This window comes from Bradyrhizobium sp. TM233 (assembly GCF_036247965.1).
Classification (GTDB): Bacteria; Pseudomonadota; Alphaproteobacteria; order Rhizobiales; family Xanthobacteraceae; genus Bradyrhizobium; species Bradyrhizobium ottawaense.
Genome location: NZ_BTIG01000008.1, coordinates 371,216 through 397,569, shown reverse-complemented (window position 1 = coordinate 397,569; position 26,354 = coordinate 371,216). Strand labels below are relative to the sequence as shown.

The 26,354-nt window shown below is 64.5% G+C and carries 26 protein-coding genes; 5 read left to right on the top strand and 21 right to left on the bottom strand.

Going from position 1 to position 26,354, the window contains the following annotated elements; genetic code table 11:
* Window positions 1–44 precede the first annotated feature (44 nt).
* Together AABA86_RS19935 and AABA86_RS19930 are read right to left on the bottom strand one after the other, a co-directional pair.
* A complete protein-coding gene (locus tag AABA86_RS19935; protein WP_049801976.1) occupies window positions 45–233 on the bottom strand; it encodes a hypothetical protein in 189 nt (62 codons plus the stop codon).
* Window positions 230–625 carry a hypothetical protein gene (locus tag AABA86_RS19930; protein ID WP_338308032.1) on the bottom strand — a complete coding sequence of 132 codons (396 nt, stop codon included), beginning with the start codon at window positions 623–625 and terminating at the stop codon, window positions 230–232. The genes AABA86_RS19935 and AABA86_RS19930 overlap by 4 nt, the downstream gene beginning before the upstream one ends.
* Before the next feature lie 711 nt (window positions 626–1,336).
* On the opposite strand from AABA86_RS19930, the gene AABA86_RS19925 reads away from it, so the two are divergent.
* The 3 genes from AABA86_RS19925 (at window position 1,337) to AABA86_RS19915 (ending at window position 4,895) form a co-directional block, all read left to right on the top strand.
* The gene (locus AABA86_RS19925) at window positions 1,337–3,760 is read left to right on the top strand and encodes a PAS domain S-box protein (RefSeq protein WP_212250986.1); all 2,424 of its coding nucleotides are present in this window, start codon (window positions 1,337–1,339) and stop codon (window positions 3,758–3,760) included.
* Window positions 3,757–4,422, top strand: a complete 666-nt coding sequence (locus AABA86_RS19920; RefSeq protein WP_212250985.1) for a response regulator transcription factor — start codon at window positions 3,757–3,759, stop codon at window positions 4,420–4,422. Before AABA86_RS19925 ends, AABA86_RS19920 begins: the two co-directional genes overlap by 4 nt.
* Window positions 4,423–4,514: 92 nt before the next feature.
* A complete protein-coding gene (locus tag AABA86_RS19915) occupies window positions 4,515–4,895 on the top strand; it encodes a response regulator transcription factor (protein ID WP_445083432.1) in 381 nt (126 codons plus the stop codon).
* Between the two features lie 55 nt (window positions 4,896–4,950).
* Here the strand turns inward: AABA86_RS19915 and AABA86_RS19910 are convergent, their stop codons facing one another.
* The 16 genes from AABA86_RS19910 to eno all read right to left on the bottom strand — a co-directional run bounded on the left by AABA86_RS19910 (window position 4,951) and on the right by eno (window position 21,823).
* Window positions 4,951–5,922, bottom strand: coding sequence for a tripartite tricarboxylate transporter substrate binding protein BugD (locus tag AABA86_RS19910; RefSeq protein WP_338308027.1), 972 nt, complete (start codon window positions 5,920–5,922; stop codon window positions 4,951–4,953).
* 80 nt (window positions 5,923–6,002) lie between these two features.
* Window positions 6,003–7,244 (bottom strand): threonine synthase, encoded by a 1,242-nt coding sequence (locus AABA86_RS19905; RefSeq protein WP_338308026.1) that lies wholly within the window; start codon window positions 7,242–7,244, stop codon window positions 6,003–6,005.
* Between the two features lie 231 nt (window positions 7,245–7,475).
* Window positions 7,476–8,897, bottom strand: a complete 1,422-nt coding sequence (gene lpdA / locus AABA86_RS19900) for a dihydrolipoyl dehydrogenase (RefSeq protein ID WP_212250979.1) — start codon at window positions 8,895–8,897, stop codon at window positions 7,476–7,478.
* Between the two features lie 17 nt (window positions 8,898–8,914).
* The gene (locus AABA86_RS19895; RefSeq protein WP_338308024.1) at window positions 8,915–9,145 is read right to left on the bottom strand and encodes a hypothetical protein; all 231 of its coding nucleotides are present in this window, start codon (window positions 9,143–9,145) and stop codon (window positions 8,915–8,917) included.
* An 18-nt stretch (window positions 9,146–9,163) separates the two neighbouring features.
* The gene (locus AABA86_RS19890) at window positions 9,164–10,513 is read right to left on the bottom strand and encodes a pyruvate dehydrogenase complex dihydrolipoamide acetyltransferase (RefSeq protein ID WP_338308023.1); all 1,350 of its coding nucleotides are present in this window, start codon (window positions 10,511–10,513) and stop codon (window positions 9,164–9,166) included.
* 57 nt (window positions 10,514–10,570) lie between these two features.
* Window positions 10,571–11,023: a nucleoside deaminase gene (locus tag AABA86_RS19885; protein WP_338308022.1), complete on the bottom strand. Its 453-nt coding sequence runs from the start codon at window positions 11,021–11,023 to the stop codon at window positions 10,571–10,573.
* Between the two features lie 2 nt (window positions 11,024–11,025).
* The gene (locus tag AABA86_RS19880) at window positions 11,026–11,328 is read right to left on the bottom strand and encodes a DUF5076 domain-containing protein (protein WP_194407949.1); all 303 of its coding nucleotides are present in this window, start codon (window positions 11,326–11,328) and stop codon (window positions 11,026–11,028) included.
* A gap of 3 nt (window positions 11,329–11,331) precedes the next feature.
* Window positions 11,332–12,714: a pyruvate dehydrogenase complex E1 component subunit beta gene (locus tag AABA86_RS19875; RefSeq protein ID WP_212250975.1), complete on the bottom strand. Its 1,383-nt coding sequence runs from the start codon at window positions 12,712–12,714 to the stop codon at window positions 11,332–11,334.
* A 29-nt stretch (window positions 12,715–12,743) separates the two neighbouring features.
* On the bottom strand, window positions 12,744–13,766 hold the full coding sequence (gene pdhA / locus AABA86_RS19870) for a pyruvate dehydrogenase (acetyl-transferring) E1 component subunit alpha (RefSeq protein WP_212250974.1): 1,023 nt from the start codon (window positions 13,764–13,766) through the stop codon (window positions 12,744–12,746).
* A 268-nt stretch (window positions 13,767–14,034) separates the two neighbouring features.
* Window positions 14,035–15,552 (bottom strand): aldehyde dehydrogenase, encoded by a 1,518-nt coding sequence (gene adh, locus AABA86_RS19865; protein WP_338308020.1) that lies wholly within the window; start codon window positions 15,550–15,552, stop codon window positions 14,035–14,037.
* Window positions 15,553–15,898: 346 nt separating this feature from the next.
* Window positions 15,899–16,858 carry a helix-turn-helix domain-containing protein gene (locus AABA86_RS19860; RefSeq protein WP_212250971.1) on the bottom strand — a complete coding sequence of 320 codons (960 nt, stop codon included), beginning with the start codon at window positions 16,856–16,858 and terminating at the stop codon, window positions 15,899–15,901.
* A gap of 215 nt (window positions 16,859–17,073) precedes the next feature.
* The gene (locus AABA86_RS19855) at window positions 17,074–17,391 is read right to left on the bottom strand and encodes an FtsB family cell division protein (protein ID WP_028141594.1); all 318 of its coding nucleotides are present in this window, start codon (window positions 17,389–17,391) and stop codon (window positions 17,074–17,076) included.
* A gap of 124 nt (window positions 17,392–17,515) precedes the next feature.
* Window positions 17,516–18,067, bottom strand: coding sequence for an NADPH-dependent FMN reductase (locus AABA86_RS19850; RefSeq protein ID WP_212250970.1), 552 nt, complete (start codon window positions 18,065–18,067; stop codon window positions 17,516–17,518).
* A gap of 183 nt (window positions 18,068–18,250) precedes the next feature.
* On the bottom strand, window positions 18,251–19,249 hold the full coding sequence (locus tag AABA86_RS19845; protein ID WP_338308017.1) for an MBL fold metallo-hydrolase: 999 nt from the start codon (window positions 19,247–19,249) through the stop codon (window positions 18,251–18,253).
* A gap of 112 nt (window positions 19,250–19,361) precedes the next feature.
* Window positions 19,362–20,495 (bottom strand): zinc-binding dehydrogenase, encoded by a 1,134-nt coding sequence (locus tag AABA86_RS19840; RefSeq protein WP_028141591.1) that lies wholly within the window; start codon window positions 20,493–20,495, stop codon window positions 19,362–19,364.
* A gap of 44 nt (window positions 20,496–20,539) precedes the next feature.
* Window positions 20,540–21,823 carry a phosphopyruvate hydratase gene (eno, locus tag AABA86_RS19835; RefSeq protein WP_338308016.1) on the bottom strand — a complete coding sequence of 428 codons (1,284 nt, stop codon included), beginning with the start codon at window positions 21,821–21,823 and terminating at the stop codon, window positions 20,540–20,542.
* Window positions 21,824–21,999: 176 nt separating this feature from the next.
* Between eno and AABA86_RS19830 the strand changes: the two genes are divergently transcribed.
* Both AABA86_RS19830 and queF read left to right on the top strand, forming a co-directional pair.
* Window positions 22,000–22,977 (top strand): Vgb family protein, encoded by a 978-nt coding sequence (locus AABA86_RS19830; protein WP_338308014.1) that lies wholly within the window; start codon window positions 22,000–22,002, stop codon window positions 22,975–22,977.
* A 124-nt stretch (window positions 22,978–23,101) separates the two neighbouring features.
* Window positions 23,102–23,563 (top strand): preQ(1) synthase, encoded by a 462-nt coding sequence (gene queF / locus AABA86_RS19825; protein WP_338308012.1) that lies wholly within the window; start codon window positions 23,102–23,104, stop codon window positions 23,561–23,563.
* A 67-nt stretch (window positions 23,564–23,630) separates the two neighbouring features.
* Here queF and AABA86_RS19820 read toward each other — a convergent pair whose 3' ends face one another.
* The 3 genes from AABA86_RS19820 to kdsA form a co-directional block, all read right to left on the bottom strand.
* Window positions 23,631–24,122, bottom strand: coding sequence for a GNAT family N-acetyltransferase (locus tag AABA86_RS19820; RefSeq protein WP_338308011.1), 492 nt, complete (start codon window positions 24,120–24,122; stop codon window positions 23,631–23,633).
* A gap of 113 nt (window positions 24,123–24,235) precedes the next feature.
* On the bottom strand, window positions 24,236–25,444 hold the full coding sequence (locus tag AABA86_RS19815; RefSeq protein ID WP_338308010.1) for an MFS transporter: 1,209 nt from the start codon (window positions 25,442–25,444) through the stop codon (window positions 24,236–24,238).
* Window positions 25,444–26,292 carry a 3-deoxy-8-phosphooctulonate synthase gene (gene kdsA / locus AABA86_RS19810; protein ID WP_212250962.1) on the bottom strand — a complete coding sequence of 283 codons (849 nt, stop codon included), beginning with the start codon at window positions 26,290–26,292 and terminating at the stop codon, window positions 25,444–25,446. The genes AABA86_RS19815 and kdsA overlap by 1 nt, the downstream gene beginning before the upstream one ends.
* Between the last annotated feature and the right edge of the window lie 62 nt (window positions 26,293–26,354).

Below are 26,354 nucleotides of genomic sequence, written 5' to 3'. Positions count from 1 at the left end.
CTGCCGAAGGCAGATCCGCCGATGCGTCCTGCCAGCCTGACGGCTCAAGATGCCGCGCGCGTACGTCCCTCGATCAACGGCGCGGCCTCGTGATGAAGTGCGAAGCACTCGTAGCCGCAGTAACGCAGCAGCGTCCTGGCGTCCCGCAGATAGCCACCATCGATCTCCTCGCAGCACCAAAGGCACGACGTCTTGCGGAACGGGGTTCTGCCGTTCACCAATATGAATCTCACGTGGCACCTCCCAACGCGAAACAGTAGACCAAGTCGACCAGAGAGGCGGACGGCGGTGGCGCGCAGATATGGTTGCGGCCGTCGGGATTGTCCCTGTTGCGCTCGACCTTCTGGGACGGGATCAGGATGTATTTGCCGTCTTCCCGGCGCCGCGCGTAAATCCTGCCGTCGACGTAGCGAATCTCGGTCGGGTAGCAATCGGCATTGTTGCAGCAGCTCAGAACCGGATTGTCCGGCATGTGCCAGCTCGAATAGAACTCCTCGTGCAGCAGTTGATCCTGAGGCGGATGGTGACGATGTGGCCCATCCCGTCCGGCTTCGTCGGCCTCCACGCCCGTCACCAGCGGAAGTGGCAGGGCGATCGCCAACAGCAGCTTGCAGGTAAGGTTCAACGCAGCCTCCCGACGAGAAATTGCCTGAGGTGGCAGACGCGGCGGCCGTTCCTCACGCCGCCTGATATCGGAACAACCAGCGGCGGTCGCGCTCGCGGCGCGCCCTGAACCGGTCGAGACATTTCCTCGAGCAGAGCGGCGTCCGCCAGGAATAGTATCGGATCAGGCCAAACTTCGCCGTGCAGACAGCACAGCCTTTGGTCTCGGGACGGCGCTCGGAATGCTCTGGGCTATCGCACATCATCCTCTCCTCTTGACCTCTTAGGGGTCCCGGCTTCCTTGTGCGCAAGCTCGGGTCGCCACGGTCGTCACGGAAAATGCGGCTTCTCAATCGTGACCGCCAATTCGTCCGGCAAGTCAGGGGCGGATGCAGAGCCTGGCTCTTTTGGGGGCAACACGCCCCGAGCCTTTCAGCGAATTGTGCTCCGCAATCGTCTCCTCTCGATTGACCGCAAAACTAGGCCGCCTGCACCGCATCGCTCAATTGTACGGAGGTAAATGCGCGCTAAAACTAGGGTTGTGCGAGCTATACGTAGGTTTGTGCCGTAGTTTTGCGGTCCTCCCCCGCCTGCGCAACGAGACGGCGCAACGCGCGCAAGCTGCACGGCAATCGGGAATTTTGCCGAGAATCCGACTTTGGTCGGAGGCAATTGCCCCTGTTCTGGCAAAGTGCTCTACTCGCCGTGACGCTAGCGCGCCGGGACGCTTGCGATGATGCCTGGCCAGATCACAAAAATCGGGAATTCGGCCGCACAATTCCTGCTCGGCGGCCTTGCGGCGCTTCGATCGTTCGGCAACGGCGAGAAGGACCGGTCCGCGGTCGCAGACGCCTCGCGGCAGAACACCGATCTGCGCGACGCCGTGAAGCAATGGCACGAGGTGTTCGAGCACAACCCGGTCATGTACTTCATGGTCGATCCGGCCGGAACGGTGCTCAACGTGAATACGTTCGGCGCCGCACAACTGGGCTACACGACGGCCGAGCTGATCGGCCAATCCGTGCTGAACGTCTTCTTCGAGGAAGACCACGACTTAGTTCGTCAATGCGTCGCTTTGTGCCTCACGACCGTGGACCAGTCGCATACCTGGGAGATTCGCAAGTTCCGGAAGGACGGGTCGGTGCTCTGGGTCCGCGAAAACGCCAAGGCGATGCTGCGCGGCGACGGCACGCCGATCCTGCTGGTCGCCTGCGAGAACATCACCCAGCGCAAGGAGGCCGAGGATGCGCTGCGACAGAGCGAGGCCTACCTCGCCCAGGCACAGGAATTGAGCCACACCGGCAGCTTCGGCTTGAACCTCACCACCGGCGAGGCGGTCTGGTCGAGGGAGACCTTCCGCATCTTCCAATGCGACCCTGCGACGAAGCCGACCCTGAGCTTCGCGTTTCAGCGCATCCATCCGGAAGATCGCGACACAGTCCGCGGCACCCTGGATCGGGCCTACCGGCTGGCGGAGGATTTCGACCACGAATACCGCCTGCTGATGCCCGACGGATCGGTCAAATATCTCCATTCCGTGGCGCGCGCCGTGCGGCACCCATCCGGGCGCATCGAGTTCGTCGGAGCGGTCACCGACGTCACGATTGCGAAGGAAGCGGAACAGAGGCTGCGTCGCAGCGAAGCCTATTTGGCCGAAGCCCAACGCCTCAGCCATACGAGCAGCTGGGCCTGGGACGTTCATCGTCAGGAGTTCGCCTACCGGTCGGCCGAGCTGCACCGCCTGTTCGGGTTTGAGCCGGACCAGACCGATGTCCCGGCCTCGGCTTTTCAGCAACGTATCCTGCCGGAGGACTTTCGGCGGATTGTCGAGGTGGAACGTGAAGCTGTCAGGCAAAAGCAGCCCTTCCAAATCGACTTCCGGATTGTGCGCCCCGACGGTTCGATCAGACGCGTCCACAGCGAGGGACATCCTGTGATCGGCCGCGACGGCGAGGTGATGGAGATCATCGGCACGCACGTGGACGTCACCGAGCAGTTCGCGGCGAAAGATGCGCTGCATAAGGCGTTCGACGAGCTCAAGACATCCGAACAGCGATTCCGCGACTATGCCGAAACCGCATCGGACTGGTTCTGGGAGACCGGGCCGGACCACCGCATTACCAGGATATCGGAGCATGCCGAAACATCCAGCGCGGCGCCGACGGGCCTGATCGGTCTGACCCGCTGGGACATTCCGCCCGATGCCGAGCTCGAGCCGGATAAATGGGAGCAGCATCGCGCGGCGCTCGATGCCCACGTTGCGTTCCGCGATCTGATCTACCGCAGCAGGGATGGGAACGGATCTCCAATCTACGTGCGGACCAGCGGCAAGCCGTTCCATGATGCGACAGGCAATTTTCTCGGCTATCGCGGCGTGAGCAGCGACGTCACGGCGGCGATCCGCGTCGAGCAGGCGGAAGAGGCGCTGCGCAAGGCGCAAGGCGAGCTCGCCCACGTCACCCGCGTCACGACGCTCGGCGAACTGACCACCTCGATTGCCCACGAAATCACCCAGCCCCTTGCCGCGGTGATCTCCAATGCCGACGCTTGCATCGGTTGGCTCGACCGCGACCCCGCCGACCTGAAGGCCGCGCGCCGTTCCGCAGAATGGATCGTCGAGGATGCCAATCGGGCAAGCGAGGTGATCCGCCGGATCAGAGCGCTTGCGAAGAAGACCGAGATCGAGATGGCCCCACTCGACATCAACCAGGTCGTCAGGGAGGCAGTGGCGCTGGTTCGACGCGAGCTCGCGATCCATGCGGTGTCGGTCCGAATGGAGTTGGCGTCCGACCTGCCCAGGATTTGCGGCGACCGGATCCAGCTTCAGCAGGTGCTGATCAACCTGGTGGTGAACGGCATCGAAGCCATGCACGCCAATGTCGACCGCCCGCGCGAGCTGGCGATCCGCTCGAGCCGGACGGACGACGACCGCCTGCTCCTCACCGTGACGGACCGCGGTGTCGGCCTTGGAAAAGACGTCAAGGAGCGTATCTTCACCCCCTTCTTCACGACGAAATCGGGCGGTCTGGGAATGGGACTCTCGATCTGCCGATCGATCATCGAGGCTCATGCGGGCCGGCTTTCGGCCATTCAAAATGAAGGGAGCGGTGCAACATTCCAGATCGCCCTGCCCTTGCCACACAAGGACACGTCGTGACCGATCATGCCAAGCAGGCCCAGGCGAGCACCGGTGATCCGATCGTCCTGATCGTCGATGATGATCCGTCGATGCGCCGTGCGCTCACCAATCTCTTTCAATCGGTCGGTCTCAAGGTCGAAGCCTTCAGTTCAGCGGCGGAAATCATGGAAGCCAAACCGCCTGCGGTCCCCAGTTGCCTCGTGCTCGACATCCGCCTGCCTGGCTTGAGTGGCTTCGACCTCCAGGCGGACCTCGCCAAAGCCAATATTCACACGCCCATTATCTTCATCACCGGTCACGGCGATATTCCCATGACCGTAAGAGCCATGAAAAGCGGCGCGGTCGATTTTCTGACCAAGCCGGTTCGCGACCAGGACATGCTGGATGCGGTGCAGGCGGCGATCGAACGCGATCGCAAGCGGCGCGATGCCGAGCAGTCGATCTCCGGCGTGCGATCCCGTTTCGAGGGACTGACGGCGCGCGAACGCGACGTCCTCGCCCTGGTTGCATCCGGCCTGATGAACAAGCAGGTCGCCGCCGAGCTTGGATTGGCCGAAATCACCGTGAAGATCTATCGCGGCCAGATCATGCGGAAAATGGCGGCGAAGTCGTTGGCCGACCTCGTCAGAATGACCGACGCGCTCGGAATCCCGCGCAACAGGGGTCATCTGCAAACCTAAGTATGCTTTCCAATCTCGCTCCGGTGGCCCACTTTCCCTCAAGCGGCTGAATCGCAGCCGGCGGCTCCCCGTGCAGGAGCATTATATTGCCAGTGTCTTCGATCATTTCCGTCATTGATGATGATCCCTCCGTTCGTCTTGCGACGAACAACCTCCTGACGTCGCGCGGGTATACGGTCCACACCTTTGGCTCGGCTCACGAATTTCTCCAATCCGCCGAACTGGAGACGACCGGCTGCGTGATCACGGACGTGCAGATGTCGGTCATGAGCGGCGTCGAGCTGTTGACGCATATGCGCGGCCTCGGGCACATCACGCCCTTCATCTTCATGACGGCTTTTCCGGATGAGGCCGTACGCGACCGCGCACTCAGGGCCGGCGCGACCTGCTTTCTCGCCAAGCCCTTTTCAACGCCGGCTCTGATCCAGTGCCTGGAGGCCGCACTGTCGGACCCCGGTGCCGCCACGATGTGACGCGGCGGCGCCGCGTCCTCGACGGCCAGGACACGCCTGCGGCCATGCGGCGTGCTCAATCCACCTTGATGTTCGCCGCCTTGATCATCGGCCACCATTTTTCGATTTCGGCCTTCTGGCGGGCGCCGAGCGCTTCGGGCGTGAGCTGGTCCTTCGGCGTCATCTCCAGCCCCTGGCCTTCGAGCTGCTTCCTCACGGCGGGATCGTTCAGCGCTTCCACGGCTGCGGCGTTGAGCCTGGTCACGATCTCCTTCGGCGTGCCCTTCGGCACCCACATGCCCGACCACAGCGTCATGTTGAACCCCTTCAGGCCCGCCTCCTCCGCGGTCGGGATGTCGGACGCCGAGGCGAGGCGCTTGCTGTCGGTGATGGCGTAGGCACGGATGGTGCCGGCGCGGACCTGGGCGATCGAGTTGGAGGTCTGGTCGACGATGAGGTCGATCTGGCCTGCGATCAGATCGTTCAGCGCGGGCGCGGTGCCGCGATAGGGCACATATTGCAGCCTGATGCCGGAGACGCTTTCGAAATAGACGCCGGCGATGTGGCTGCCGGAACCGGCGCCGGCAGTACCTGCCGTCGGCGGCGAGGGGCGCGATTTCAGCCATTCGATCAGCTCTTTCAGCGAGGTCGCGGGCACCGCGTTCTTGCTGACGATGATCATCGGATTGCTCGGCAGCAGCACCACCGGCTCGAGGTCGGCGACGAGGTCGTATTTGAGCTTGTAGACGGCGCCGTTGGCGACGTGGGTGCCGAGATGGCCGAAGGAGATGGTGTATCCGTCCGGCGGCGATTGCACGGCGCGGCCGACGCCGATCGAGCCGCCGGCGCCGGTGACGTTCTCGACCACAACGGCCTGGCCGAGCGAGGTGCGCATGCGTTCGGCGAGCACGCGCGCCATCGCATCCGACGGGCCGCCTGCGGCGAACGGCACGATGATGGTGATGGGATGGGTGGGATAGTCATCGGCGCGCGCGGCGCCGGTCACAGCGAGAACAGCAATCAGCGCAGCCCAGACGGCTTTCGTCATGTCTTCTCCCCAGCGATGTCGATATTGTTCTTGCTCTTCCCGCGTACGGGAAGAGGGATCGTTCGTGGCGTATTGCCGCGCTAGAACTGCGTATAGTCGATCGGCTTGTGGCGATCGAGCGTGCGGTCGACCTTCGGCAGCGGGTACTTCAGGCCGGTGGCGCAGTTGAACAGCATCACGCGGTCACCCTTCGAGACGCGGCCGTCGGCGAGGCTGTCCTTGTAGGCGGCATAGGTGGCGGCGCCCTCGGGACACAGCAACAGCCCCTCCTCGCGCGCGACCTCGTTCAGCGCCGACGAGATCTTGTCGTCGTCGACCGCAATGGCGAAACCCTTGCTCTCCCGCACCGCACGCAGAATGAGAAAATCGCCGATCGCCTGCGGCACGCGGATGCCGGACGCAATGGTGTGGGCGTCCTCCCAGCGCGTCGCATGCTCGGTGCCGGCCTCATAGGCACGCACCATCGGCGCGCAGCCGGAGGCCTGCACGGCGACCATGCGCGGGCGCTTCGAACCGATGAAACCGATCTTCTCGAGCTCGTCGAACGCCTTCCACATGCCGATCAGGCCAGTGCCGCCGCCGGTCGGATAGAAGATCACATCGGGCACGTCCCAGCCGAGCTGCTCGGCCAGTTCGAGGCCCATCGTCTTCTTGCCTTCGATGCGGTACGGCTCCTTCAAGGTGGAGGTGTCGAACCAGCCGACCTTGGCCTTGCCCTCGCCGACGATCTTGCCGCAATCGTCGATATAGCCGTTGACGCGGTAGACGGTCGCGCCCTGCAGCTCGATCTCGCTGACATTCACTTCCGGCGTATCGGCCGGGCAGAAGATCGTGGTCTTGATGCCGCAGGACGTGGCGTAGGCCGCCAGCGCCGCGCCGGCATTGCCGTTGGTCGGCATCGCCATGTGCTTGATGCCGAGCGCCTTGCCCATCGACACCGCCATCACGAGGCCGCGCGCCTTGAACGAGCCGGTCGGCAGGCGGCCCTCGTCCTTGACGATGATCTCGCCGCCGCCGAGCTTCTTGCCGAGCTTCGGCAGCCGGATCAGCGGCGTTGTGACCTCGCCGAGCGAGACGATGTCCTTGCATTTGCGCACCGGCAACAGCTCGCGGTAGCGCCACATGTCGGCGGGTCGCTGGCTGAGTGCGTCCTTGGTCAGCGCCTTCTTCACGCCTGCGAGGTCGTAGCGCACCAGCAGCGGCTTGCCGGCTTTGGAGAGGTTGTGGACCTGGTCGGCGGCGTAGTGATCGCCCTCCATCGCGCATTCGAGATGGGTGACGAAGGTCGGGCGTTCGATGGTGAGGTTATCGTTGTCGTGCATGGGTTCGTCCCTCGTTCTTGTTCTCGTGTTTCGCTATCGGACCCGTCACCCTGAGTTGCGAGCCATTCGGCGCAACGCGCCGGATGGAGAGCTTCGAAGGGCGACGAGCCCTACTGCTGCATCTCGGCCGTTCATCCTTCGAGGCTCGACCAACGGTGCTTTGCACCGCTGGCCTCGCACCTCAGGATGACGGGACTGCTTGCAGCGCGCCGCGGGTGCTGCCCCCTTCCCTCAAATATTCAACACCCGTCCATACGCATCCAGCACCGCTTCCTTCATCATCTCCGACAGGGTCGGATGCGGGAAGACCGTGTGCATCAGCTCTTCTTCGGTCGTCTCCAAATTCATGGCGACGACGTAGCCCTGGATCAGCTCGGTGACTTCAGCGCCGACCATGTGGGCGCCGAGCAGCTGGCCGGTCTTCTTGTCGAAGATCACCTTGACGAGGCCCTGGTCCTCGCCGAGCGCGATCGCCTTGCCGTTGCCGACGAAGGGGAAGCGGCCGACGCGGATCTCGCGGCCGTTCTCCTTGGCCTTGGCTTCGGTGAGACCGACCGACGCCACCTGCGGCTGACAATAGGTGCAGCCCGGGATCAGGTTCTTGTCCATGGGGTGCGGATGCAGGCCCTTGATCGCCTCGACGCAGATCACGCCTTCATGCTCGGCCTTATGCGCGAGCATCGGGGGGCCTGCGACGTCGCCGATGGCGTAGATGCCGGGGATGTTGGTCTTGCCGTAGCCGTCGATCACGACGCAGCCGCGGTCGGTCTTCACGCCCAGCTTTTCGAGACCGAGATTCTCGATATTGCCGACGACGCCGACCGCCGAGATCACGCGTTCGAACTCTGATGTGACCGGCTTGCCCTTGCCGTCGTCGATGGTGGCGACGACGCTGTCGGCCTTCTTCTCCAGCTTGGTCACCTTGGTCGAGGACATGATCTTGATGCCCTGCTTCTCCAGGCGCTTGCGCGCGAGACCGGCGATCTCGGCGTCCTCGACGGGCAGGATCTGCGGCAGCACCTCGACCACGGTCACGTCGGAGCCCATGGTGTGGAAGAATGAGGCGAACTCGATGCCGATCGCACCGGAGCCGACCACCAGCAGCGACTTCGGCATCTTCTCCGGCACCATCGCCTCGAAGTAGGTCCAGATCAGCTTCTTGTCGGGCTCGAGCCCCGGCAGCACGCGCGGCCGCGCGCCCGTGGCGACGATGATGTGCTTGGCCTGATAGCTCCCCTCGCCCAGCGCGCCCTTCGGGCCCTCGACGTCGGACTTCTTCACGGTGACCTTGCCGGGCGCGTCGATCGAGGCCGCGCCCCAGATCACGCTGACCTTGTTCTTCTTCATCAGGAAGCCGACGCCGTCGTTGAGCCGCTTGGAGACGCCGCGCGAGCGCTGCACCACCGCCTTCGGGTCGAACGAGACCTTCTCGGCCGACAGGCCATAGTCCTTGGCGTGCTGCATGTAGTGATAGATCTCAGCCGAGCGCAGCAGCGCTTTCGTCGGGATGCAGCCCCAGTTCAGGCAGATGCCGCCGAGATAGGATTTTTCGACGATCGCAACCTTGAAGCCAAGCTGGGCGGCGCGGATCGCGGTGACATAGCCGCCGGGACCGGAGCCGATGATGATGACGTCGAAGGATGTGTCGGCCATGGCGGCTCCCGTTCAAGTCACGTGGACGCGCCGCGGGCGCGGCGCCTGGAAATCAAAGTCCGGACCAGCCATTCGAGCAGGATTGCGCCGGCCATGATGGCCAGCGCGATCAGAACGACCGCCTGACCGATGCTCCGTGCCAGCTGCTCGCCGGCAAAGAACGCGGAATGCAGAGTATCGAGCCCGACCGGATTGAGCACAAGCACGGCCGAGAGCAACAGGGAGATCCAGGGCCAGCGCGTTCGCATTCACCCTGCGCCTCCCCGTCAGACCATCATCATGACGGGGTTTTCGATCAGCTGCTTGAAGGCGCCGATCAGCTCGGCGCCGAGCGCGCCGTCGATAGCGCGGTGATCACAGGACAAGGTCACGCTCATCATGTGCGCGATCTCGATCTTGCCGCCGCGTACGACGGGACGTTCCTCGCTGGTACCGACCGCGAGGATGGTCGCGTGCGGCGGGTTGATCACGGCGGTGAAGTGGCTGATGCCGTACATGCCGAGGTTGGACACGGCGGTGGTGCCGCCCTGGTATTCCTCGGGCTTCAGCTTGCGGGACCGTGCGCGCGCGGCAAAATCCTTCATCTCGTTGGAGATGGTCGAGAGCGTCTTGGTCTCGGCTTTGCGGATGATCGGCGTGATCAGGCCGCCCGGCATTGCGACCGCAACGCCGACGTCGGAATGGTGGTGCTTGACCATGCCGCTTTCGGTCCAGCTCACATTGCAGTTCGGGATCTTCTGGAGCGCGACCGCCATCGCCTTGATGACGAAGTCGTTGACCGAGATCTTGTAGAGCGGCTTCTTCTCCTTGTCCTTCGGCGCGGCGGCGTTGATCTCCTCGCGCGCGGCGAGCAGCTTGCCGATGTCGCAGTCGATGGTGAGGTAGAAGTGCGGGACGTTCTGGATCGACGCGGTCAGGCGCTGCGCGATGGTGCGGCGCATGCCGTCATGCGGGACGATGTCGTAGGAGCCGGGCTCGAACAGCGACAGGATCTGCTTGTCCGACATGGTCGGCGCGATCGCGGGCGCACCGGACGGCGCCGCGGCGGGCGCCTTGAGGCCCTTGCCCGACTTCGCCTGCTCGACGTCGCGCGCGACCACGCGGCCGTGCGGGCCGGTGCCTGACACCATCGACACGTCGATGCCGGCGTCCTTGGCGAGACGCCGCGCCAGCGGCGAGGAGAACACGCGGCCACCTTGGCCGTTGCTCTGCGCGGCCGGAGTTGCGGCCTGCGGCGCAGGCGCAGCAGCAGGCGACGGCGCGGCCTTGGGAGCGGCAGGTGCCGCAGCCGGAGCCGGTGCGGCAGCCTCAGCGGCTTTCGGAGGTGCGGCCGAAGCACTGGGCTTGGCGGCACCCGCGGCCTTTACGTCCTCGCCTTCGCCGGCGAGCACCGCGATCACGTCGTTGACCGGGACGTCCTGCGTGCCCTCGGGCACCAGGATCCTGGCGATCGTGCCCTCGTCGATGGCCTCGACCTCCATCGTCGCCTTGTCGGTCTCGATCTCGGCAATGACATCGCCGGATTTGACCTTGTCGCCTTCCTTCTTCAGCCACTTGGCGAGGTTGCCCTTCTCCATCGTCGGCGAGAGAGCGGGCATCAGGATGTTGATGGGCATGCTGACCTCAAGAAGAACTTTGCAATACGTCGTCTCCGACAGCGAAGACGACCAGGTTTAGTTGCCGATGTCGCCCTGCCACAGGCGCTCATTGGCAGGGATGGAACGCCAATTCTTCATCATGGCGATGGAGCGGTCGTCGGCAAGGTCGATCCAGGGGATGCCGAACTTGTCGAGGATGTCCTTGGAGCCCTCGAAGGTGACGGATTCCCCGATCACCACGAGCTTGACCTTGAAGAGCCCCAGCGCGCCGGCACACATCGAGCATGGCGACAGCGTGGTGTACATGACGGTGTCGTGGAACGAGATCGCGCCAGCCTCGCGCAGGCAGCTCATCTCGCCGTGCAGGATCGGATTGTTCTCCTGCACGCGGTTGTTGTGGCCGCGGGCGATGACCTTGTTGTCGCGCGTCAGCACGGCGCCGATCGGCAGGCCGCCCTGCGCGATCGAGGCCTCCGCCTCGCGGATCGCCTCCAGCATGAAATCGAAATGATGAGCTTCGATCGCCACGGTCAGTGCCCCTTGCCGCGCGGCGTCGTGGTGCCGGTGTCGGTGGGACGCTCGATCTCGGCCTGGAACATCTCCAGGATCCGGCTCAAGGCGTCCTCTTCGGTATATTCGCTCTCGCGCGCATAGGCGCGCGCGGCGTGGCGGGCGAGATCGACGAGCAGCAAGCCCCACATGTCGGGCTCCTCGAAGGCCCGCTGGAACGCCATCGACAGCCCGCCGTCCAGCACGAACACGCGCAGGATCTCGACCGCGTCGTCGCGGGTCATGACGTCGGGCGGAAGTGGCTGCTCCTTCGGGCCCGCCATGGTCTACCTGTAGCAGACGGCTTTGGCGGCCTCGACGACTTCTGCCGCCGACGGCAGCGCGAGCTTCTCCAGGTTCGCGGCATAGGGCATCGGCACGTCCTTGCCGGACACGCGCGTCACAGGCGCGTCCAGATAATCGAAGGCGTTCTCCATGATGCGCGCGGCGATCTCGGCGCCGACGCCGCTCTGGGCCCAGCCCTCTTCCACCGTGACGGCGCGCCCCGTCTTCTTGACGGAGTTGATGATGGTCTCGGTGTCCATCGGCCGCAGCGTGCGCAGGTCGATCACCTCGGCCTCGATGCCGTCCTTGGCAAGCTCGTCGGCGGCCTTCAGCGCGTAGGTCATGCCGTTCGACCACGAGATGATGGTGACGTGGCTGCCCGAACGCACGATGCGGGCCTTGCCGATGGGGATCACGAAGTCGTCGAGCTTCGGCACCTCGCCGGTGTGGCCGTAGAGCATCTCGTTCTCGAGGAAGATGACCGGATTGGGATCGCGGATCGCAGCCTTGAGCAGGCCCTTGTAATCGGCGGCCGAGAACGGCGCGACGACCTTGAGGCCCGGAACGTTCGAGTACCAGGCCGAATAATCCTGGCTGTGCTGGGCGGCGACGCGCGCTGCCGCACCGTTGGGCCCGCGGAACACGATCGAGCAGCCCATCTGGCCGCCGGACATATAGAGCGTCTTGGCCGCGGAGTTGATGATCTGGTCGATCGCCTGCATGGCGAAGTTGAAGGTCATGAACTCGACGATGGGCTTGAGGCCCGTCATCGCGGCGCCGACGCCGACGCCGGCAAAGCCGTGCTCGGTGATCGGGGTGTCGATGACGCGCTTGGCGCCGAACTCCTGGAGCAGGCCCTGCGTCACCTTGTAGGCGCCCTGATACTCGGCGACCTCTTCGCCCATCACGAAGACGTCGGCGTCGCGGCGCATCTCTTCGGCCATGGCATCGCGCAGCGCTTCGCGGATGGTCTGCGTCACCATCTCGGTGCCGGCGGGCACTTCGGGATCGGGCTCGGCGACGGCCTGCGGCGCCGGCGCAGCCTTGGGCGCGGGCGCCTCGGCCTTCGCGGCAGCGGGCGGTGCGGATTCCGCGGCCTTCTGGGCGGGTGCGGGCGCCTTGGCAAGATCGGCCGCGCTTTCGCCGTCGGCGAGGATGGTGGCGATCGGCGTGTTGACCGCGACGTCCGCGGTCCCCTCGGGAATCAGGATCTTGCCGAGCGTGCCCTCGTCGGTCGCCTCGACCTCCATGGTCGCCTTATCGGTCTCGATCTCGGCGATCACGTCACCCGACTTGATCGTCTCGCCCTCTTTCTTCAGCCATTTGGCGAGGTTGCCCTTCTCCATCGTGGGCGACAACGCGGGCATCAGCACTTGAATTGGCATATCGACTCCAAAAGAAAGCTTGCGCGCGTTCAGCGGTAAACGTCGGTCCAGAGCTCGGCGGCATCCGGCTCGGGATCATGCTGGGCGAAATCGGCGGACGCGTTGACGATGTCGCGCACCTCGGCGTCGATCGCCTTGAGATCGGCCTCGCTCACCTTGGCAGCCAGCAGGCGATTGCGCACCTGCTCGATCGGGTCCTGGTCGTGGCGGACCTTCTCGACCTCCTCGCGCGTGCGATATTTTGCAGGGTCGGACATCGAGTGGCCGCGATAGCGGTAGGTCTGCATCTCCAAGATGAAGGGACCCTTGCCGGCGCGGCACCAGGCGGCGGCTTCGTCGCCGGCGGCCTTGACGGCGCGGACATCCATGCCGTCGACCTGCTTGCCGGGGATGTTGAAGGACACGCCGCGCTTGGAGAAATCCTGCTGCGCCGAGGCGCGCGAGACCGAGGTGCCCATGGCGTAGCGGTTGTTCTCGATGACGTAGATCACCGGCAGCTTCCAGAGCTCCGCCATGTTGAAGCTCTCATAGACCTGGCCCTGGTTGGCCGCGCCGTCGCCGAAATAGGTGACGCTGACATTGCCGTTGTCGCGATAGTGATTGGCGAAGGCGAGACCGGTGCCGAGCGAGACCTGCGCGCCGACGATGCCGTGGCCGCCGTAAAAGTGCTTCTCCTTGCTGAACATGTGCATGGAGCCGCCCTTGCCCTTGGAATAGCCGCCGCGGCGGCCCGTGAGCTCGGCCATGACGCCGTTGGCATCCATCCCGGTGGCAAGCATGTGGCCGTGATCGCGATAGCCGGTAATGACCTGATCGCCCTGCTTCAGGGCCATCTGCATGCCGACCACCACGGCCTCCTGGCCGATATAGAGGTGGCAGAAGCCGCCGATCGCGCCCATGCCGTAGAGCTGGCCGGCCTTTTCCTCGAACCGCCTGATCAGGAGCATGTCGCGGAGCGCCTTGAGCTCCTGCTCTCTGGTGAATTCCGGGGGCGAACCGCCGTCGGTCTTGTCCTGTGGAGTGCTTGCGGCGGCTTTCTTGGGTGCGGCCATGGGAATTCCGGGTCAGAGAAAACTTTCGTCCTCTCTAACCCAACTCAAACGCCCTTGGAAAGCACCGCAGCGGCCTGGCACGACTTTCATTATGCCGCACTGCAACGTGATCGAAATATTGGAAAATCTTTGGCGCTGATCGGGCAACAAATCTACGCGGTCACAGCACACGCAGATTTGTGGCCGGATCAAGAACCGTGTGCCACGCCGATCCCGGCATCCAGAGCGGACGGCGCCGAAAATGGCGCCGCCCTCTCCGGCTGTCCGATCAGAAGAAGCCGAGCTTCTTCGGGCTGTAGCTGACCAGGAGGTTCTTGGTCTGCTGATAATGATCGAGCATCATCTTGTGGGTCTCGCGACCGACGCCCGACTGCTTGTAGCCGCCGAAGGCCGCATGAGCGGGATAGGCATGGTAGCAGTTGGTCCAGACCCGGCCGGCCTGGATCGCCCGGCCGAAGCGGTAGCAGCGGTTGGCATCGCGGCTCCAGACGCCGGCCCCGAGGCCGTAGAGCGTGTCGTTGGCGATCTCGAGCGCCTCCTCGTCGTTCCTGAAGGTCGTGACCGAGACCACGGGGCCGAAGATCTCCTCCTGGAAGATTCGCATCTTGTTGTGGCCCTCGAACACGGTCGGCTTGACGTAGAAGCCGCCGGAAAGATCGCCGCCGAGCTCGGCACGTCCGCCGCCGGCGAGCACCTTGGCGCCCTCCTGCTTGCCGATGTCGATGTAGGACAGGATCTTCGCCAGCTGCTCGCTAGACGCCTGGGCACCGATCATGGTGGCGGCATCGCGCGGGTCGCCCTGCTTGATCGCCGCGACACGCTTCAGCGCCCGCTCCATGAAGCGGTCATAGATGTCGGCGTGGACCAGCGCCCGGCTCGGACAGGTGCAGACCTCGCCCTGGTTCAGCGCGAACATGACGAAGCCTTCGATCGCCTTGTCGAAGTAATCGTCGTCCTCGGCGGTGACGTCGCTGAAGAAGATGTTCGGCGACTTGCCGCCGAGCTCCAGCGTGACCGGAATGAGGTTCTGGCTGGCGTATTGCATGATCAGCCGGCCCGTCGAGGTCTCGCCGGTGAACGCGATCTTGGCGATTCGCGGGCTGGACGCGAGCGGCTTGCCGGCTTCCAGACCAAAGCCGTTGACGATGTTGAGGACGCCGGGCGGCAGGATGTCGGCGATGATCTCGGCCCAGACCATGATCGAGGCCGGGGTCTGCTCGGCGGGCTTGAGCACGACGCAATTGCCGGCGGCGAGCGCGGGGGCAAGCTTCCAGCAGGCCATCAGCAGCGGGAAGTTCCAGGGAATGATCTGGCCGACCACGCCGAGCGGCTCGTGGAAATGATAGGCGATGGTGTCGTGGTCGATCTCGCCGATCGAGCCTTCCTGGGCGCGCACGACGCCGGCGAAGTAGCGGAAGTGATCGATCGCGAGCGGGATGTCGGCGGCGCGGGTCTCACGGATCGGCTTGCCGTTGTCCCAGGTCTCGGCAATGGCGAGACGCTCGAGATTTTCTTCCATGCGGTCGGCGATCCGGTTCAGGACCGCAGCGCGCTCGGCGACGCTGGTACGGCCCCAGGCGCCCTTGGCGGCATGCGCCGCGTCGAGGGCCAGCTCGACGTCCTGCGCGTCCGAGCGCGCGATCTTGCAGACGATCTGGCCGTTCACCGGCGAGGCGTTGTCGAAATATTTGCCGGAGATCGGCGCCACGAACTTGCCGCCGATGAAATTGTCATAGCGTTCGGCAAAGGGAACTTTGGTCACATTGAGGAATTCCACCTTGTTCATTGATCACTCCCGATGTTTGCTGTTTGCGCAATCCGTCGCGTGGTCGCGACTTGCGCGGACGATGTCGCGGGAGATGTTTTCTGTCAGCCCCGATGGGAGCGATGGCCGGGGTGACCTGTCGCAGTTCTGCGACAGGTTGTGAGCGAGGCATCACCATTGTGTCCCCGACGCGCTGCAACGCTCTTCGCGTTGCTGCGCAGAGCCGGGACCCAGAAAGCCGCACGGAAAAATGCTGAGACAAAAATGCTGAGACATGGGCCCCGGCTCAGCAGCGCACCACGTCGCGAGGGCGACGCGCTGCGCTGCGTCCGGGGCACGAGATCAGAGTCTGAGTAAGCGGCGCCGCTCAGTGGTTCAGCTCGAACCGCTTCAGCTTCCTGTGCAGCGTGGCGCGGCTGACGCCGAGGGCCTTGGCGGCCGCCGAGACATTGCCGCCGGCGCGGAGCAGCGCCCGCTGCACCACCGCGCGCTGACCGCCGGCAAGATGATCGCGTGCGGGTTCGCCGCCGAGCAGATCGGCCGCGGGCACCGGCTGCAACGCCCGGCCAGGGGCAATTCCGAGCGCCGCCCGGGCGGAGCGGGTCGCGCCGATCACGAGATCGTCCGCATCGACCGCGATGAGGCCTCCGCACTGGCCGTCCGCAGCTTGCGTCAAGACGATGCGGGCATGGCCGAACGCCCTGCGGAACAGATCGGCTTCGATACGCTTGGCCGCCTCGCCCGTCGCAAGCGCGATCAGGCTGGAAAACGTGTCGGTGCGGTCGGCGCGGCAGGAGGAGACGTCGAGCACACCCGCCAGCGCCGCCTCATGGTCGTAGATCGGAACGGCGGTGCAGCTCAGAAGCGTGTTGCGGGTGAAGAAATGCTGGTCGCGGTCGATCGTCAGCGGACGCTGCTCGACGAGGCAGGTGCCGATGCCGTTGGTGCCTTCGTGCTCCTCGCTCCAGAGCGCACCGGTCCACAGACCCCAGGATTGAAACGTCGCGTCGTCCGCCGCCGTGCCGCGACGATCGACCGGCACGCCCTCGCCGTCGGCGAGCAGTACACAGCAGCCGCTCGCGCCGACGGCCTGATAGAGCCGGTCCATCACGCCTTGCGCGGCGGCCAGCAGCGGCGCGATGCGCTCGCGCGCCTGGTACAGTTCGGCTTCGGTCAGCCGCATCGGCGAGGTGCGTCCGCCGGGATCGAGATGATGCAATCTGGACGAACGGCGCCACGAGGCCACGAGCGCGGATCGTGCCGCCTGGCCTGACGCGATGGCGGCCTCGACACGGGCCGCGTGATGCCGGGGCATTGACCCATTCATCACTGTTTCCTCCGGATGACAGACTAGAACGTGCCGGCCTCGCCCGATTGATCTGCGTCAACTTCGGCGAGCGTTACAGAAGCCATGAGGCCGCCGCGGCGCTGCCGTCAAGGCGGTCGCCCGGTTCCGGACTTACGACCTTCGCAGGAGGAAAGGCACGGTGGTCGGATTTCGGCGGCGGCTTTCGTCGTCGGTTTCGAAGCTTGCGGAAAACGCTACTTCGCCGGGATCATCCGAACGAGATCACGCGGATTGACGTAATCGAGCTGGAAGCGCGCCCGCTCGTCCAGCATGTCGGGGTCGATCCTCTCGGACCGCAGCAGCGACACCCGCTGCTCGCTCCTGGCGCGCTCACGCTTGAGCTGGGCCAGCTCGCTCGTCAGCGCGATGATCTCCTGGTCGAGTTCCTGGCGGGCGTTGAGGCCGTATTTGCCGGTATAGGCGTTGACGCCGAAGTAGCCGACGATGGCGGCCGCCATCGCATAGAGGGCAAGACCGGTCAGGATCGATTTCAGGCGCGCACGGGAGACCATCTTGGGAAGATGGGACAGGTTGGTTAAGGGAGTGCTAATCGCCCCTGCTCCCGACACCTGTCGTCATGCCCTGCAAAGACGTGGATGACCGGGTCAAGCCCGGCCATCGACGGAGTGTTTGGCCTCAGCCGTGGTGCTTGGCGACGTGCGCGGCGAAGGCGTCGATATAGGCCTGGAGCACGGGCTTCAGCGAGTCCTTGGTGAGGTTACCTTCGGCGTCGAACGCATCACCGACCGCGTTCAGATAGGCCTCCGGCTGCTGCATGATCGGACCGGAAATACCGGGCAGGATGTTCTGGAGCGTCTTGGCGGCGCTGACGCCGCCGAGCGGGCCCGGTGAGTTCGAGATGATGCCGACCGGCTTGCCGTTGAACGAGCTCTTGCCGTATGGGCGCGAGGCGACGTCGATGGCGTTCTTCAGGACGCCGGGGATCGCGCGGTTGTACTCCGGCGTGACGAAAATGACGCCGTCCGACTTCTGAAGCTTGTCGCGGAAGGCCAGCCAGTCCGCGGGCGGCGCGCCCTCGAGGTCCTGGTTGAAGAACGAGATGCCCGCGGGCGTGACGACCTCGAGCTTGAGCGTATCAGGGGCAAGCTTGGCCAGCGCATTGGCGATCTTCAGCGAAAAGCTGTCCTTGCGCAGGCTGCCGGCGATCGTGACGATGTTGTAGGCCATGGATTGTCCTTGAGGGCTTGAGCTGGAGTGCCGCGACGGCACTTAAGCGATCTCGTGCAGTGGATGCAAGTGCATGAACCCGCCCGATTTGGAAACGCTGTGTTTCGCGAAAGCAGATGGTCGCCCAAAACGATCAGGCCGCCAAGCGGCGGCCCGATCTTTCGTGCAACTCTGCAAATCGACTCAGATCGTCGGATTCCACGCCGACGGGATCAGGCGATATTTGGCGCCGTCCTTCTCGACATGGCCGACCGCCGGGAACGTGAAGTGGAAGCCGATGACGGTCGCCTTCTCCGCCGCCGCCATGTCGTAGAACTTGTGGCGCGTCTCCTGTGCCAGCGCGGCGTCGGCATCGAACATCACGTGCCAGTCGGGATTGCGCAGGAAGAATTCCGGGATGTTGGTGACGTCGGACTGGATCAGCACCTTGGCATCGCCGGACGCGACAGCGAACGAGGTGTGGCCCGGGGTGTGGCCCGGGGTCGCGATCGAGGTGATGCCCGGCGCGACCTCCTTGCCCCACTCGAACTTGGTGACCTTGGACTCGAGGCCGGCGAAGGTCTTCTTCACGTTGGCGAAGTAATTCTTCATCATCGGATTGGACTCGGCCTTGGCGGCGTTGTCCTCGCTGGTCCAGAACTCCCAGTCCTTGCCCGGCACCATGATCTCCGCATTGGGGAACGCGAGCCCGCCGTCGGCGAGGCGAATGCCGTTGGTGTGATCGGGGTGCAGATGCGAGAGCAGCACGACGTCGATGTTCTTGGGGTCGACGCCCGCAGCCTGGAGATTCTGCAGGGTGCGGCCGACGGCGCCCTTGCTGGCCTCGAAATTCGCAATGCCGTTGCCGGTGTCGATCAAGACGAGCTTGGAGCCGGTGTTGATGAGCTGCGGGTTGAACGGCACCGTGACCATGCCCTTCGGCATGTAGGCCGCCTCGCCGGCGGCCAGCGCCTCATCCTTCTGCAGGTTGGCGACGAACTTGTCCGGCATCGGGAAGGTGCGCGCACCGTCATTGATCGACGTGCACTCGAAAGCGCCGACCTTGTAGCGATAGAAGCCCGGCGCCTGCGTCCCGGCCTGCGGCACCGCGGCATTGACGGCGGCCGGTCGGAGGCCGGTTACTGCGGCCGCGCCGACGGCAGCGGCGCCAGCGAGCAAATGACGACGATTGAGATCGGTCATGGAATCCCCTTCTGAGCCTTGCGGTTTTCCGCATTCAATGGCGGCGGAATAATCTCCCGCTTTGCTCAGAAGGCAAGACCTTCCTGCGGTGACGTGCCCTCGCACATCACGATTATTTATTTGGGTTGATGAGGAATTTTTCGCCGGTGGCGCGTTTGGCGTACACCGCGATGTTGGCGGGATCGAGCACCTCGGTCAGCGACACCACCTTGGTGTAGTGACTGGCGAAGGTGGTCTTGAGCTCGGACGCGACGCGCTGGCGCAGGCGGCCGATCTCGGCCGGGCCGATGTTCTGGAGGAACGGCGTCAGCAGCCAGCCACCGACGCCCCAGGTCAGTCCGAACGACCGGCTCAATTCGGTCGGACGGTTGTCCAGGCTGCCGTAAATGTAGATCTGCTTGTACACGTTGGAGCCGTAGCGGCTGTATTCCTTCGCCGTCTTGTTGGCGGCAACTTCCATGGCGGTCAGAATCTGGCTGGCCAGCTTGCCGCCGCCGATGGCGTCGAAGGCGATCGTGGCGCCGGTCTCGACCAGCGCATTGGTGAGATCGTCTGTGAAGCTCGGCGCGCTGGAATCCACGACGTGCTTGGCGCCGATCTTGTGCAGGATATCGGCCTGCTCCTTGCTCCGGACGATGTTGACGAGGCCGATGCCGTCCTTGATGCAGATCTTGTTGAGCATCTGGCCGAGATTGGACGCAGCCGCCGTGTGCACGAGCGCCTTGTGGCCCTCCCGCCGCATCGTCTCGGTCATGCCGAGCGCGGTCAGCGGATTGACGAACCAGGACGCGCCGTCGGCGGCCGTGGTGCCCGCCGGCAGCTCCATGACGTCGCGGACCTTCAGCACGCGGTACTGCGTGTACATCGCGCCGCCGATCATCGACACCGTCTTGCCGATCAGCGCCTTCGCAGCGTCCGACGATCCGGCCGCGATCACCGTGCCGGCGCCCTCGTTGCCGACCGGCAGCGACTGATCGAGCCGGGCTCCCATCATCCGCATCGCAGCCTCCGGCATTGTCGCGGTGATGACCGGCATCTCCTTCGTGCCGGACGCCTTGGCGGCCGACATGTCGGCCGGCCCGATCAGGAGACCGAGGTCGGAGGGGTTGATCGGCGTGGCCTCGACGCGAACCACGACCTCATCGTCGGCCGGCTCCGGCGTCGGGACATTCACGAGCGACAATTCCAGCTCGCCGCTCTTCTTCAGCAGCGAACGCAGTTGCAGTCCGGTCTTGCCGTCGCTCATGTCGATCCTCCCCTGTCCGTCTTTTCTCGAGTCGAAGCGCTGGCTTATGCCAGCGCCTTCAGTGCCGCCTTGCCGCCGTACAGCGCCTGCTTGCCAAGCTGCTGCTCGATGCGCAGGAGCTGGTTGTATTTGGCGGTGCGGTCGGAACGTGCAAGGGAGCCGGTCTTGATCTGACCGCAATTGGTGGCGACCGCGAGGTCGGCGATAGTGGAATCCTCGGTTTCGCCGGAGCGGTGCGACATCACCGAGGTGTAGCCGGCCTTGTGCGCCATCTCGACGGCGGCGAGCGTCTCGGTCAGCGTGCCGATCTGGTTGACCTTGATCAGGATCGAGTTGGCACGGCCGGTCTTGATGCCGTCGGCGAGGCGCTTGACGTTGGTGACGAAGAGGTCGTCGCCGACGAGCTGGCACTTCCTGCCGATGAGATCGGTGAGCTCCTTCCAGCCGTCCATGTTGTCTTCCGACATGCCGTCCTCGATAGTCACGATCGGATAGCGCGAGACCAGGTCTGCGAGGTACTTGGCCTGCTCGGAGATCGAACGGGTCTTGCCCTCGCCTTCATAGACGTATTTGCCGTCCTTGAAGAACTCGGTCGAGGCGCAGTCGAGCCCGAGCACGATGTCGCTGCCCGCCTTGAATCCGGCCTTGCCGATCGCGTTCATCACAAATTCCAGCGCTGCGTCGGCCGACGGCAGGTTCGGGGCGAAGCCGCCCTCGTCGCCGACATTGGTGTTGTGGCCGGCCTTCTTCAGCTCCGACTTCAGCGTGTGGAAGACTTCCGCACCGTAGCGCAGGCCCTCGGCGAAAGACGAGGCGCCGACGGGGAGGATCATGAACTCCTGGAAGTCGATCGGGTTGTCGGCGTGCACGCCGCCATTGATGATGTTCATCATCGGCACCGGCAGCAGCCGTGCCGAGGTGCCGCCGACATACCGATAAAGCGGCATGTCGAGCGAATTCGCGGCCGCCTTGGCGCAGGCGAGCGAGACGCCAAGGATGGCGTTGGCCCCGAGCCGGCTCTTGTTGGCCGTGCCGTCGAGGTCGATCATGATCTGGTCGATCTGGGCCTGCTGCTCGGCATCGAGGCCGCTCAGGGCCTCGAAGATCTCGCCGTTGACGGCACCGACCGCCTTGGTGACGCCCTTGCCGAGATAGCGGGCCTTGTCGCCGTCGCGCAGTTCCACGGCTTCATGGGCGCCGGTGGAGGCGCCCGACGGCACCGCGGCCCGGCCGAGCGCGCCATCCTCCAGCACGACATCGACCTCGACGGTGGGATTGCCCCGGCTATCGAGGATTTCGCGGCCGATGATGTCAATGATGGCGGTCATGATGTGCACTTCCGTTCGTTGGAGCTGATCGGTTCGCCGCGGGTCTTACACGGGCCGCAAGCAAATGTGAACGCTTGAGGATGCCACTTTGCCTGACGCGTGAAGGGCCTCGGATTATGCTCGACGGCTGCAGCTCCGTGCGTCCAACCTCAATCCTAAAGAGTCGGGGTAACGCCATGAATCGCCGCCAGTTTCTTGCCTCGAGCACCGCCCTGTTCGCAGCCCGCCCAGGCTTTGCCCAGGAAGCACCGTTCCGGACAAAATACTTCCCGATCAGTGCCGGTATCGGCCTGCACGATCTCGCGCCCGCCCCTGACGGTTCGGTCTGGTTCACGGCGCAGGGCAAGGGCCTCCTCGGCAGGCTCGATCCCCGGGATGGCAGTTTCAAGACCGTCGGCCTCGGTCAGGGCGCCGCTCCGCATGGCGTGACCATCGGCCCCGATGGCGCGCCCTGGATCACCGAGGGCGGCCAGAACGCGATCGCACGGGTCGATCCCGGCGATCTCAAGGTCACGCTGTTCCGCCTGCCGGAAAAGTTCGCCTCGGCCAATCTCAACACCGGTGTGTTCGACAAGGAAGGCACCTACTGGTTCACGGGCCAGTCCGGCTATTACGGCCGCCTTGCTCCGAAATCTGGCGAAATGAATGTGTTCAGCGCGCCCAAGGGCGTCGGCCCCTATGGCATCACGGTGACGCCCAAGGGCGAGGTCTGGTACGCCTCGCTTGCCGGCAGCTATATCGCGAAGATCGACCTGGCAAGCGGCAATGCCGCCGTGGTCGCGCCACCGACACCGAACCAGGGATCGCGGCGCGTCTGGTCGGATTCGAAGAGCCGGATCTGGGTCAGCGAGTGGAACAGCGGCCATGTCTCGGTGCACGATCCCGCCGATGGGTCGTGGAAGAGCTGGAAGCTCCCGGGCGAACGTCCCCGCGCCTACGCCGTCTTTGTCGACGACAAGGACAAGGTCTGGCTGACCGATTTCTCCGCCAACGCGATTGTCCGCTTCGATCCCGCCACCGAGCGGTTCAACGTGTTCGCGAGCGACAAGGCCAATGCCAGCGTCCGTCAGCTCGACGGCAGGCCTGGCGAATTGTGGGGTTGCGAGTCCGGCAACGATCGGATCGTCATGATCCAGACGTTCGCCGCCGGTTGACGACAGCGGCATTTGCGTCCATCCCGGCATCCTCTGGAGCGCGATCTCATCGCGCTCCGATTTCTGAGTTGAGCATGATCTTTCGGAAAACCGGTGCCCACTTTTCCGGATCATGCTCCAAAGGATGTCGACGATGGCGAAGAAATCCCTCCAGCTCGGCCGCGCGGTCGAGTGGCCGCACACACCGGAAGATGCCCAGCTCGACCGCGTGCCCAATCCGCAAAAGGGCACCGACTATCTGGTGCGTTTCACCGTGCCGGAATTCACCTCGCTCTGCCCGGTCACGGGCCAGCCGGATTTCGCGCATCTGATGATCGACTACGCGCCGGGTGCGTGGCTGCTGGAGTCGAAATCGCTCAAACTCTACATCGCGAGCTTCCGCAATCACGGCGCCTTCCACGAGGACTGTACCGTGATGATCGGCAAGCGCATTGCCAGCGAGATCAAGCCGAAATGGCTGCGCATCGGCGGCTATTGGTATCCGCGCGGCGGCATCCCGATCGACGTGTTCTGGCAAACCGGCCGCGTTCCCAAGGGCCTGTGGGTGCCCGAGCAAGGCGTCGCGCCCTATCGCGGGAGGGGCTAGCGGCCAACCGGTCGTTTTTTCCGCGGCTTTGAAACGCAACAAAGCCGCGCTGGCAACCATGCTCGTCCTACAAATTGGCGGCGAGATAGCGCACGGTCTTCGCGCTGTTTTCGATGGTTGCCCTTCCAACCTCGACAAAGCCCAGGGCTGCATGGAATCTGTCGGAGACAGGGTTGGGCGGATCGAGGTTCACCTCGCAAACGACGCGGGTATGTCCAAGCCCCCCCGCCCGCTCCAGCAGATGGGCGTAGAGCAAGCGTCCGATACCGTGGCGCCGGTACGCCTCGGCAACGATAACCCGGTCGACATAGAGAAATCTGTCGAACCGACCGCGAAACCAAAGAAAGTGTCCGCCGTCGTAGTCGTCGGATTGTTCGAACGCCAGCAGAAGCGCTGCGCTGGGTTGAACGAACAGCGCCAGTCGTGCCGATCCGATCAATCGGTCGAACCGCTCCGGCGTGAGCAACGAAGTCTCGCGCGCGCTCGCATTGTTCAGGTGGAGCAGCGCGCCCCTTTTCGGCTCGCGGTGAAGGTCTTCGATCTCAAATTGCGTTGACATGGCGCAGGACACACACAGGTGATGATCTAGACATAGACCAGGCGTTTCTCGCCCGACAGCCCATCGCGGCAGGGGCGACAGATGGCTGACGGGTTAGTCCCACACCACAGCTCTCAAACGCGCGCATCCGCCGGCGCACGCTGCTTGAGCAGCCGGGCGCAGACGAAGCCCAGCACCACCATGATCGCGGCGCTCGCGAACAGGGTCGGCATCTTGCCGGCATGCTGGAGCCCGAAGCCATAGGCGAGCGGCCCGACCGTCTGTCCCATGAAGAAGAAGAACGAATGCAGCGACAGCGCGGTGGCGCGCGCCTCGACCGAGAGCTCGCTGGCGAACACCTGGAGACAGCCATGGGCGATGTAGAAGCCCCATCCCATCACGATGAGATTCAGGGCCTGGACCTCCCAGCGCGGCCCGAAGGCCACGGCGACGAGTTGTGAGGCGACCAGCGTCATGCCCGCGATCATCATGCCCTTCATGCCCAGCCAGGGCAGCAGGCGCGACACCGTCAGCGTGTAGAATAGGCCACCGACTGCAAAGCCCGCGATGACCACGCCGGCGATCGACAGCGACGTCTGCCCGAGCTCGAACAGGAACGAGGCGATGTAGGGAAACAGGCCGAGCACGCAGCAGCCTTCGATGAACACCGCCGAGTAGCAGACATAGGCGTTCGGGTTGGTGAAGATGGTGCGATAGCCGGCCTTCAGCGCCGACAGGCTGGTCTTCGGCGGATGCTTGACCTTGGCGCCGTGAAAGCCGGCGGCGACCGCGATCGACGCCACGATCACGAGCCCGCCGAGCACCGCAAGCACGCCGCGCCAGCCGAGAAAATCGCCGATCAGGCCGGAAGCCGAGGCGCCGAGCAGATTGCCGGTCATGGCGCCGGCAAGCGTGCGGCTGATCGCGACCTGGCGTTTCTCGGGCCCGACGAGATCGCTGGTCAGGCTCAGCGCCACCGGAAACACGCCGCCGGAACCGATGCCGGCGAGGATGCGGGTCGCAAACAGAACCGAGAACGAGGACGAGAGCGCGCCGAGGATGTTGGCAAGGCCGAGCAGCGCGAGGCAGCCGATCATCAACCGGGTCTTGCCGAACAGATCGGCGGCAGCGCCGACAATGGGTTGGATGATCGAGAAGGTGAAGGCGAACACCGCGGCAAAGCCTGCGGCGGTGGCAATGCTGACGCCGAAATCCTCGGCGACATGCGGCAGCACCGGATCGAGCGCGCGTGCCGAAAGCGCTGCGGCGAAGCTTGCGCCTGATATGACGTAGAGCGCTGTCGGCAAGCCGTGATCTTGCGGCCGCGCCTCGCCTTGCTGCATCAGCGCGGGTTCTTTGCCAGCGCGTCGAACGCCATCAGCCTTGCGATCAGCCCCTCGAACTCGCGCAGCGGCACCATGTTGGGCCCATCGGAGGGCGCGCGATCAGGATCCGGATGGGTCTCGATGAAGACACCGGCAACCCCAACGGCAACCGCTGCGCGGGCGAGCACCGGCACGAATTCGCGCTCGCCCCCCGAGGAGGTCCCCTTCCCGCCCGGCTGCTGCACCGAATGGGTGGCGTCGAAGATCACAGGCGCACCGGTGGTGCGCGCCATGATCGGCAGCGCGCGCATGTCGGAGACCAGCGTGTTGTAGCCGAAGGACGCCCCGCGCTCGGTGACGAGCACGTTGGGATTATCCGCGCTGGTAATCTTCGTGACGACATTGGCCATGTCCCAGGGCGCCAGGAACTGCCCCTTCTTGACGTTGACGACCTTGCCGGTCGCGGCCGCCGCGAGCAGCAGATCGGTCTGCCGGCAGAGGAAAGCTGGAATCTGCAGGATGTCCACGGCCTGCGCCACCTCGGCGCATTGCGCGGCATCGTGCACGTCGGTCAGGACAGGCAGGCCGAGCGAGGAGCGGATCTCGGCGAAGATCGGCAGCGACTGCGCGAGGCCCAACCCGCGCGCCGCCGACGCGCTGGTGCGGTTGGCCTTATCGAACGAGGTCTTGTAGACGAGGCCGATGTTCAGCCGCGCCGCGATCTCCTTCAGCGCGGAGGCCACCTCCAGCGCATGCTGGCGGCTTTCGAGCTGGCAGGGTCCTGCAATGATCGAGATCGGCAGATCATTGCCGAACTTGACCGTGCCAATGGTGACGACCGGCGCCGCTGAATGCGAAGAGCTCAAGGCAAATCCCTCGTTTCGGCGCGACCATAGCCGCCATGAGGGTCGGATCAACCCTATTCGGC

Bases quoted from the DNA above. Each gene is read 5' to 3' on its own strand.
- AABA86_RS19925 (WP_212250986.1), top strand. From the start codon at position 1,337: ATGATGCCTGGCCAGATCACAAAAATCGGGAATTCGGCCGCACAATTC.
- AABA86_RS19910 (WP_338308027.1), bottom strand. From the start codon at position 5,922: ATGACGAAAGCCGTCTGGGCTGCGCTGATTGCTGTTCTCGCTGTGACC.
- AABA86_RS19905 (WP_338308026.1), bottom strand. From the start codon at position 7,244: ATGCACGACAACGATAACCTCACCATCGAACGCCCGACCTTCGTCACC.
- lpdA (WP_212250979.1), bottom strand. From the start codon at position 8,897: ATGGCCGACACATCCTTCGACGTCATCATCATCGGCTCCGGTCCCGGC.
- AABA86_RS19895 (WP_338308024.1), bottom strand. From the start codon at position 9,145: ATGCGAACGCGCTGGCCCTGGATCTCCCTGTTGCTCTCGGCCGTGCTT.
- AABA86_RS19890 (WP_338308023.1), bottom strand. From the start codon at position 10,513: ATGCCCATCAACATCCTGATGCCCGCTCTCTCGCCGACGATGGAGAAG.
- AABA86_RS19880 (WP_194407949.1), bottom strand. From the start codon at position 11,328: ATGGCGGGCCCGAAGGAGCAGCCACTTCCGCCCGACGTCATGACCCGC.
- AABA86_RS19875 (WP_212250975.1), bottom strand. From the start codon at position 12,714: ATGCCAATTCAAGTGCTGATGCCCGCGTTGTCGCCCACGATGGAGAAG.
- pdhA (WP_212250974.1), bottom strand. From the start codon at position 13,766: ATGGCCGCACCCAAGAAAGCCGCCGCAAGCACTCCACAGGACAAGACC.
- adh (WP_338308020.1), bottom strand. From the start codon at position 15,552: ATGAACAAGGTGGAATTCCTCAATGTGACCAAAGTTCCCTTTGCCGAA.
- AABA86_RS19860 (WP_212250971.1), bottom strand. From the start codon at position 16,858: ATGAATGGGTCAATGCCCCGGCATCACGCGGCCCGTGTCGAGGCCGCC.
- AABA86_RS19855 (WP_028141594.1), bottom strand. From the start codon at position 17,391: ATGGTCTCCCGTGCGCGCCTGAAATCGATCCTGACCGGTCTTGCCCTC.
- AABA86_RS19850 (WP_212250970.1), bottom strand. From the start codon at position 18,067: ATGGCCTACAACATCGTCACGATCGCCGGCAGCCTGCGCAAGGACAGC.
- AABA86_RS19845 (WP_338308017.1), bottom strand. From the start codon at position 19,249: ATGACCGATCTCAATCGTCGTCATTTGCTCGCTGGCGCCGCTGCCGTC.
- AABA86_RS19840 (WP_028141591.1), bottom strand. From the start codon at position 20,495: ATGAGCGACGGCAAGACCGGACTGCAACTGCGTTCGCTGCTGAAGAAG.
- eno (WP_338308016.1), bottom strand. From the start codon at position 21,823: ATGACCGCCATCATTGACATCATCGGCCGCGAAATCCTCGATAGCCGG.
- AABA86_RS19830 (WP_338308014.1), top strand. From the start codon at position 22,000: ATGAATCGCCGCCAGTTTCTTGCCTCGAGCACCGCCCTGTTCGCAGCC.
- queF (WP_338308012.1), top strand. From the start codon at position 23,102: ATGTCGACGATGGCGAAGAAATCCCTCCAGCTCGGCCGCGCGGTCGAG.
- AABA86_RS19820 (WP_338308011.1), bottom strand. From the start codon at position 24,122: ATGTCAACGCAATTTGAGATCGAAGACCTTCACCGCGAGCCGAAAAGG.
- AABA86_RS19815 (WP_338308010.1), bottom strand. From the start codon at position 25,444: ATGCAGCAAGGCGAGGCGCGGCCGCAAGATCACGGCTTGCCGACAGCG.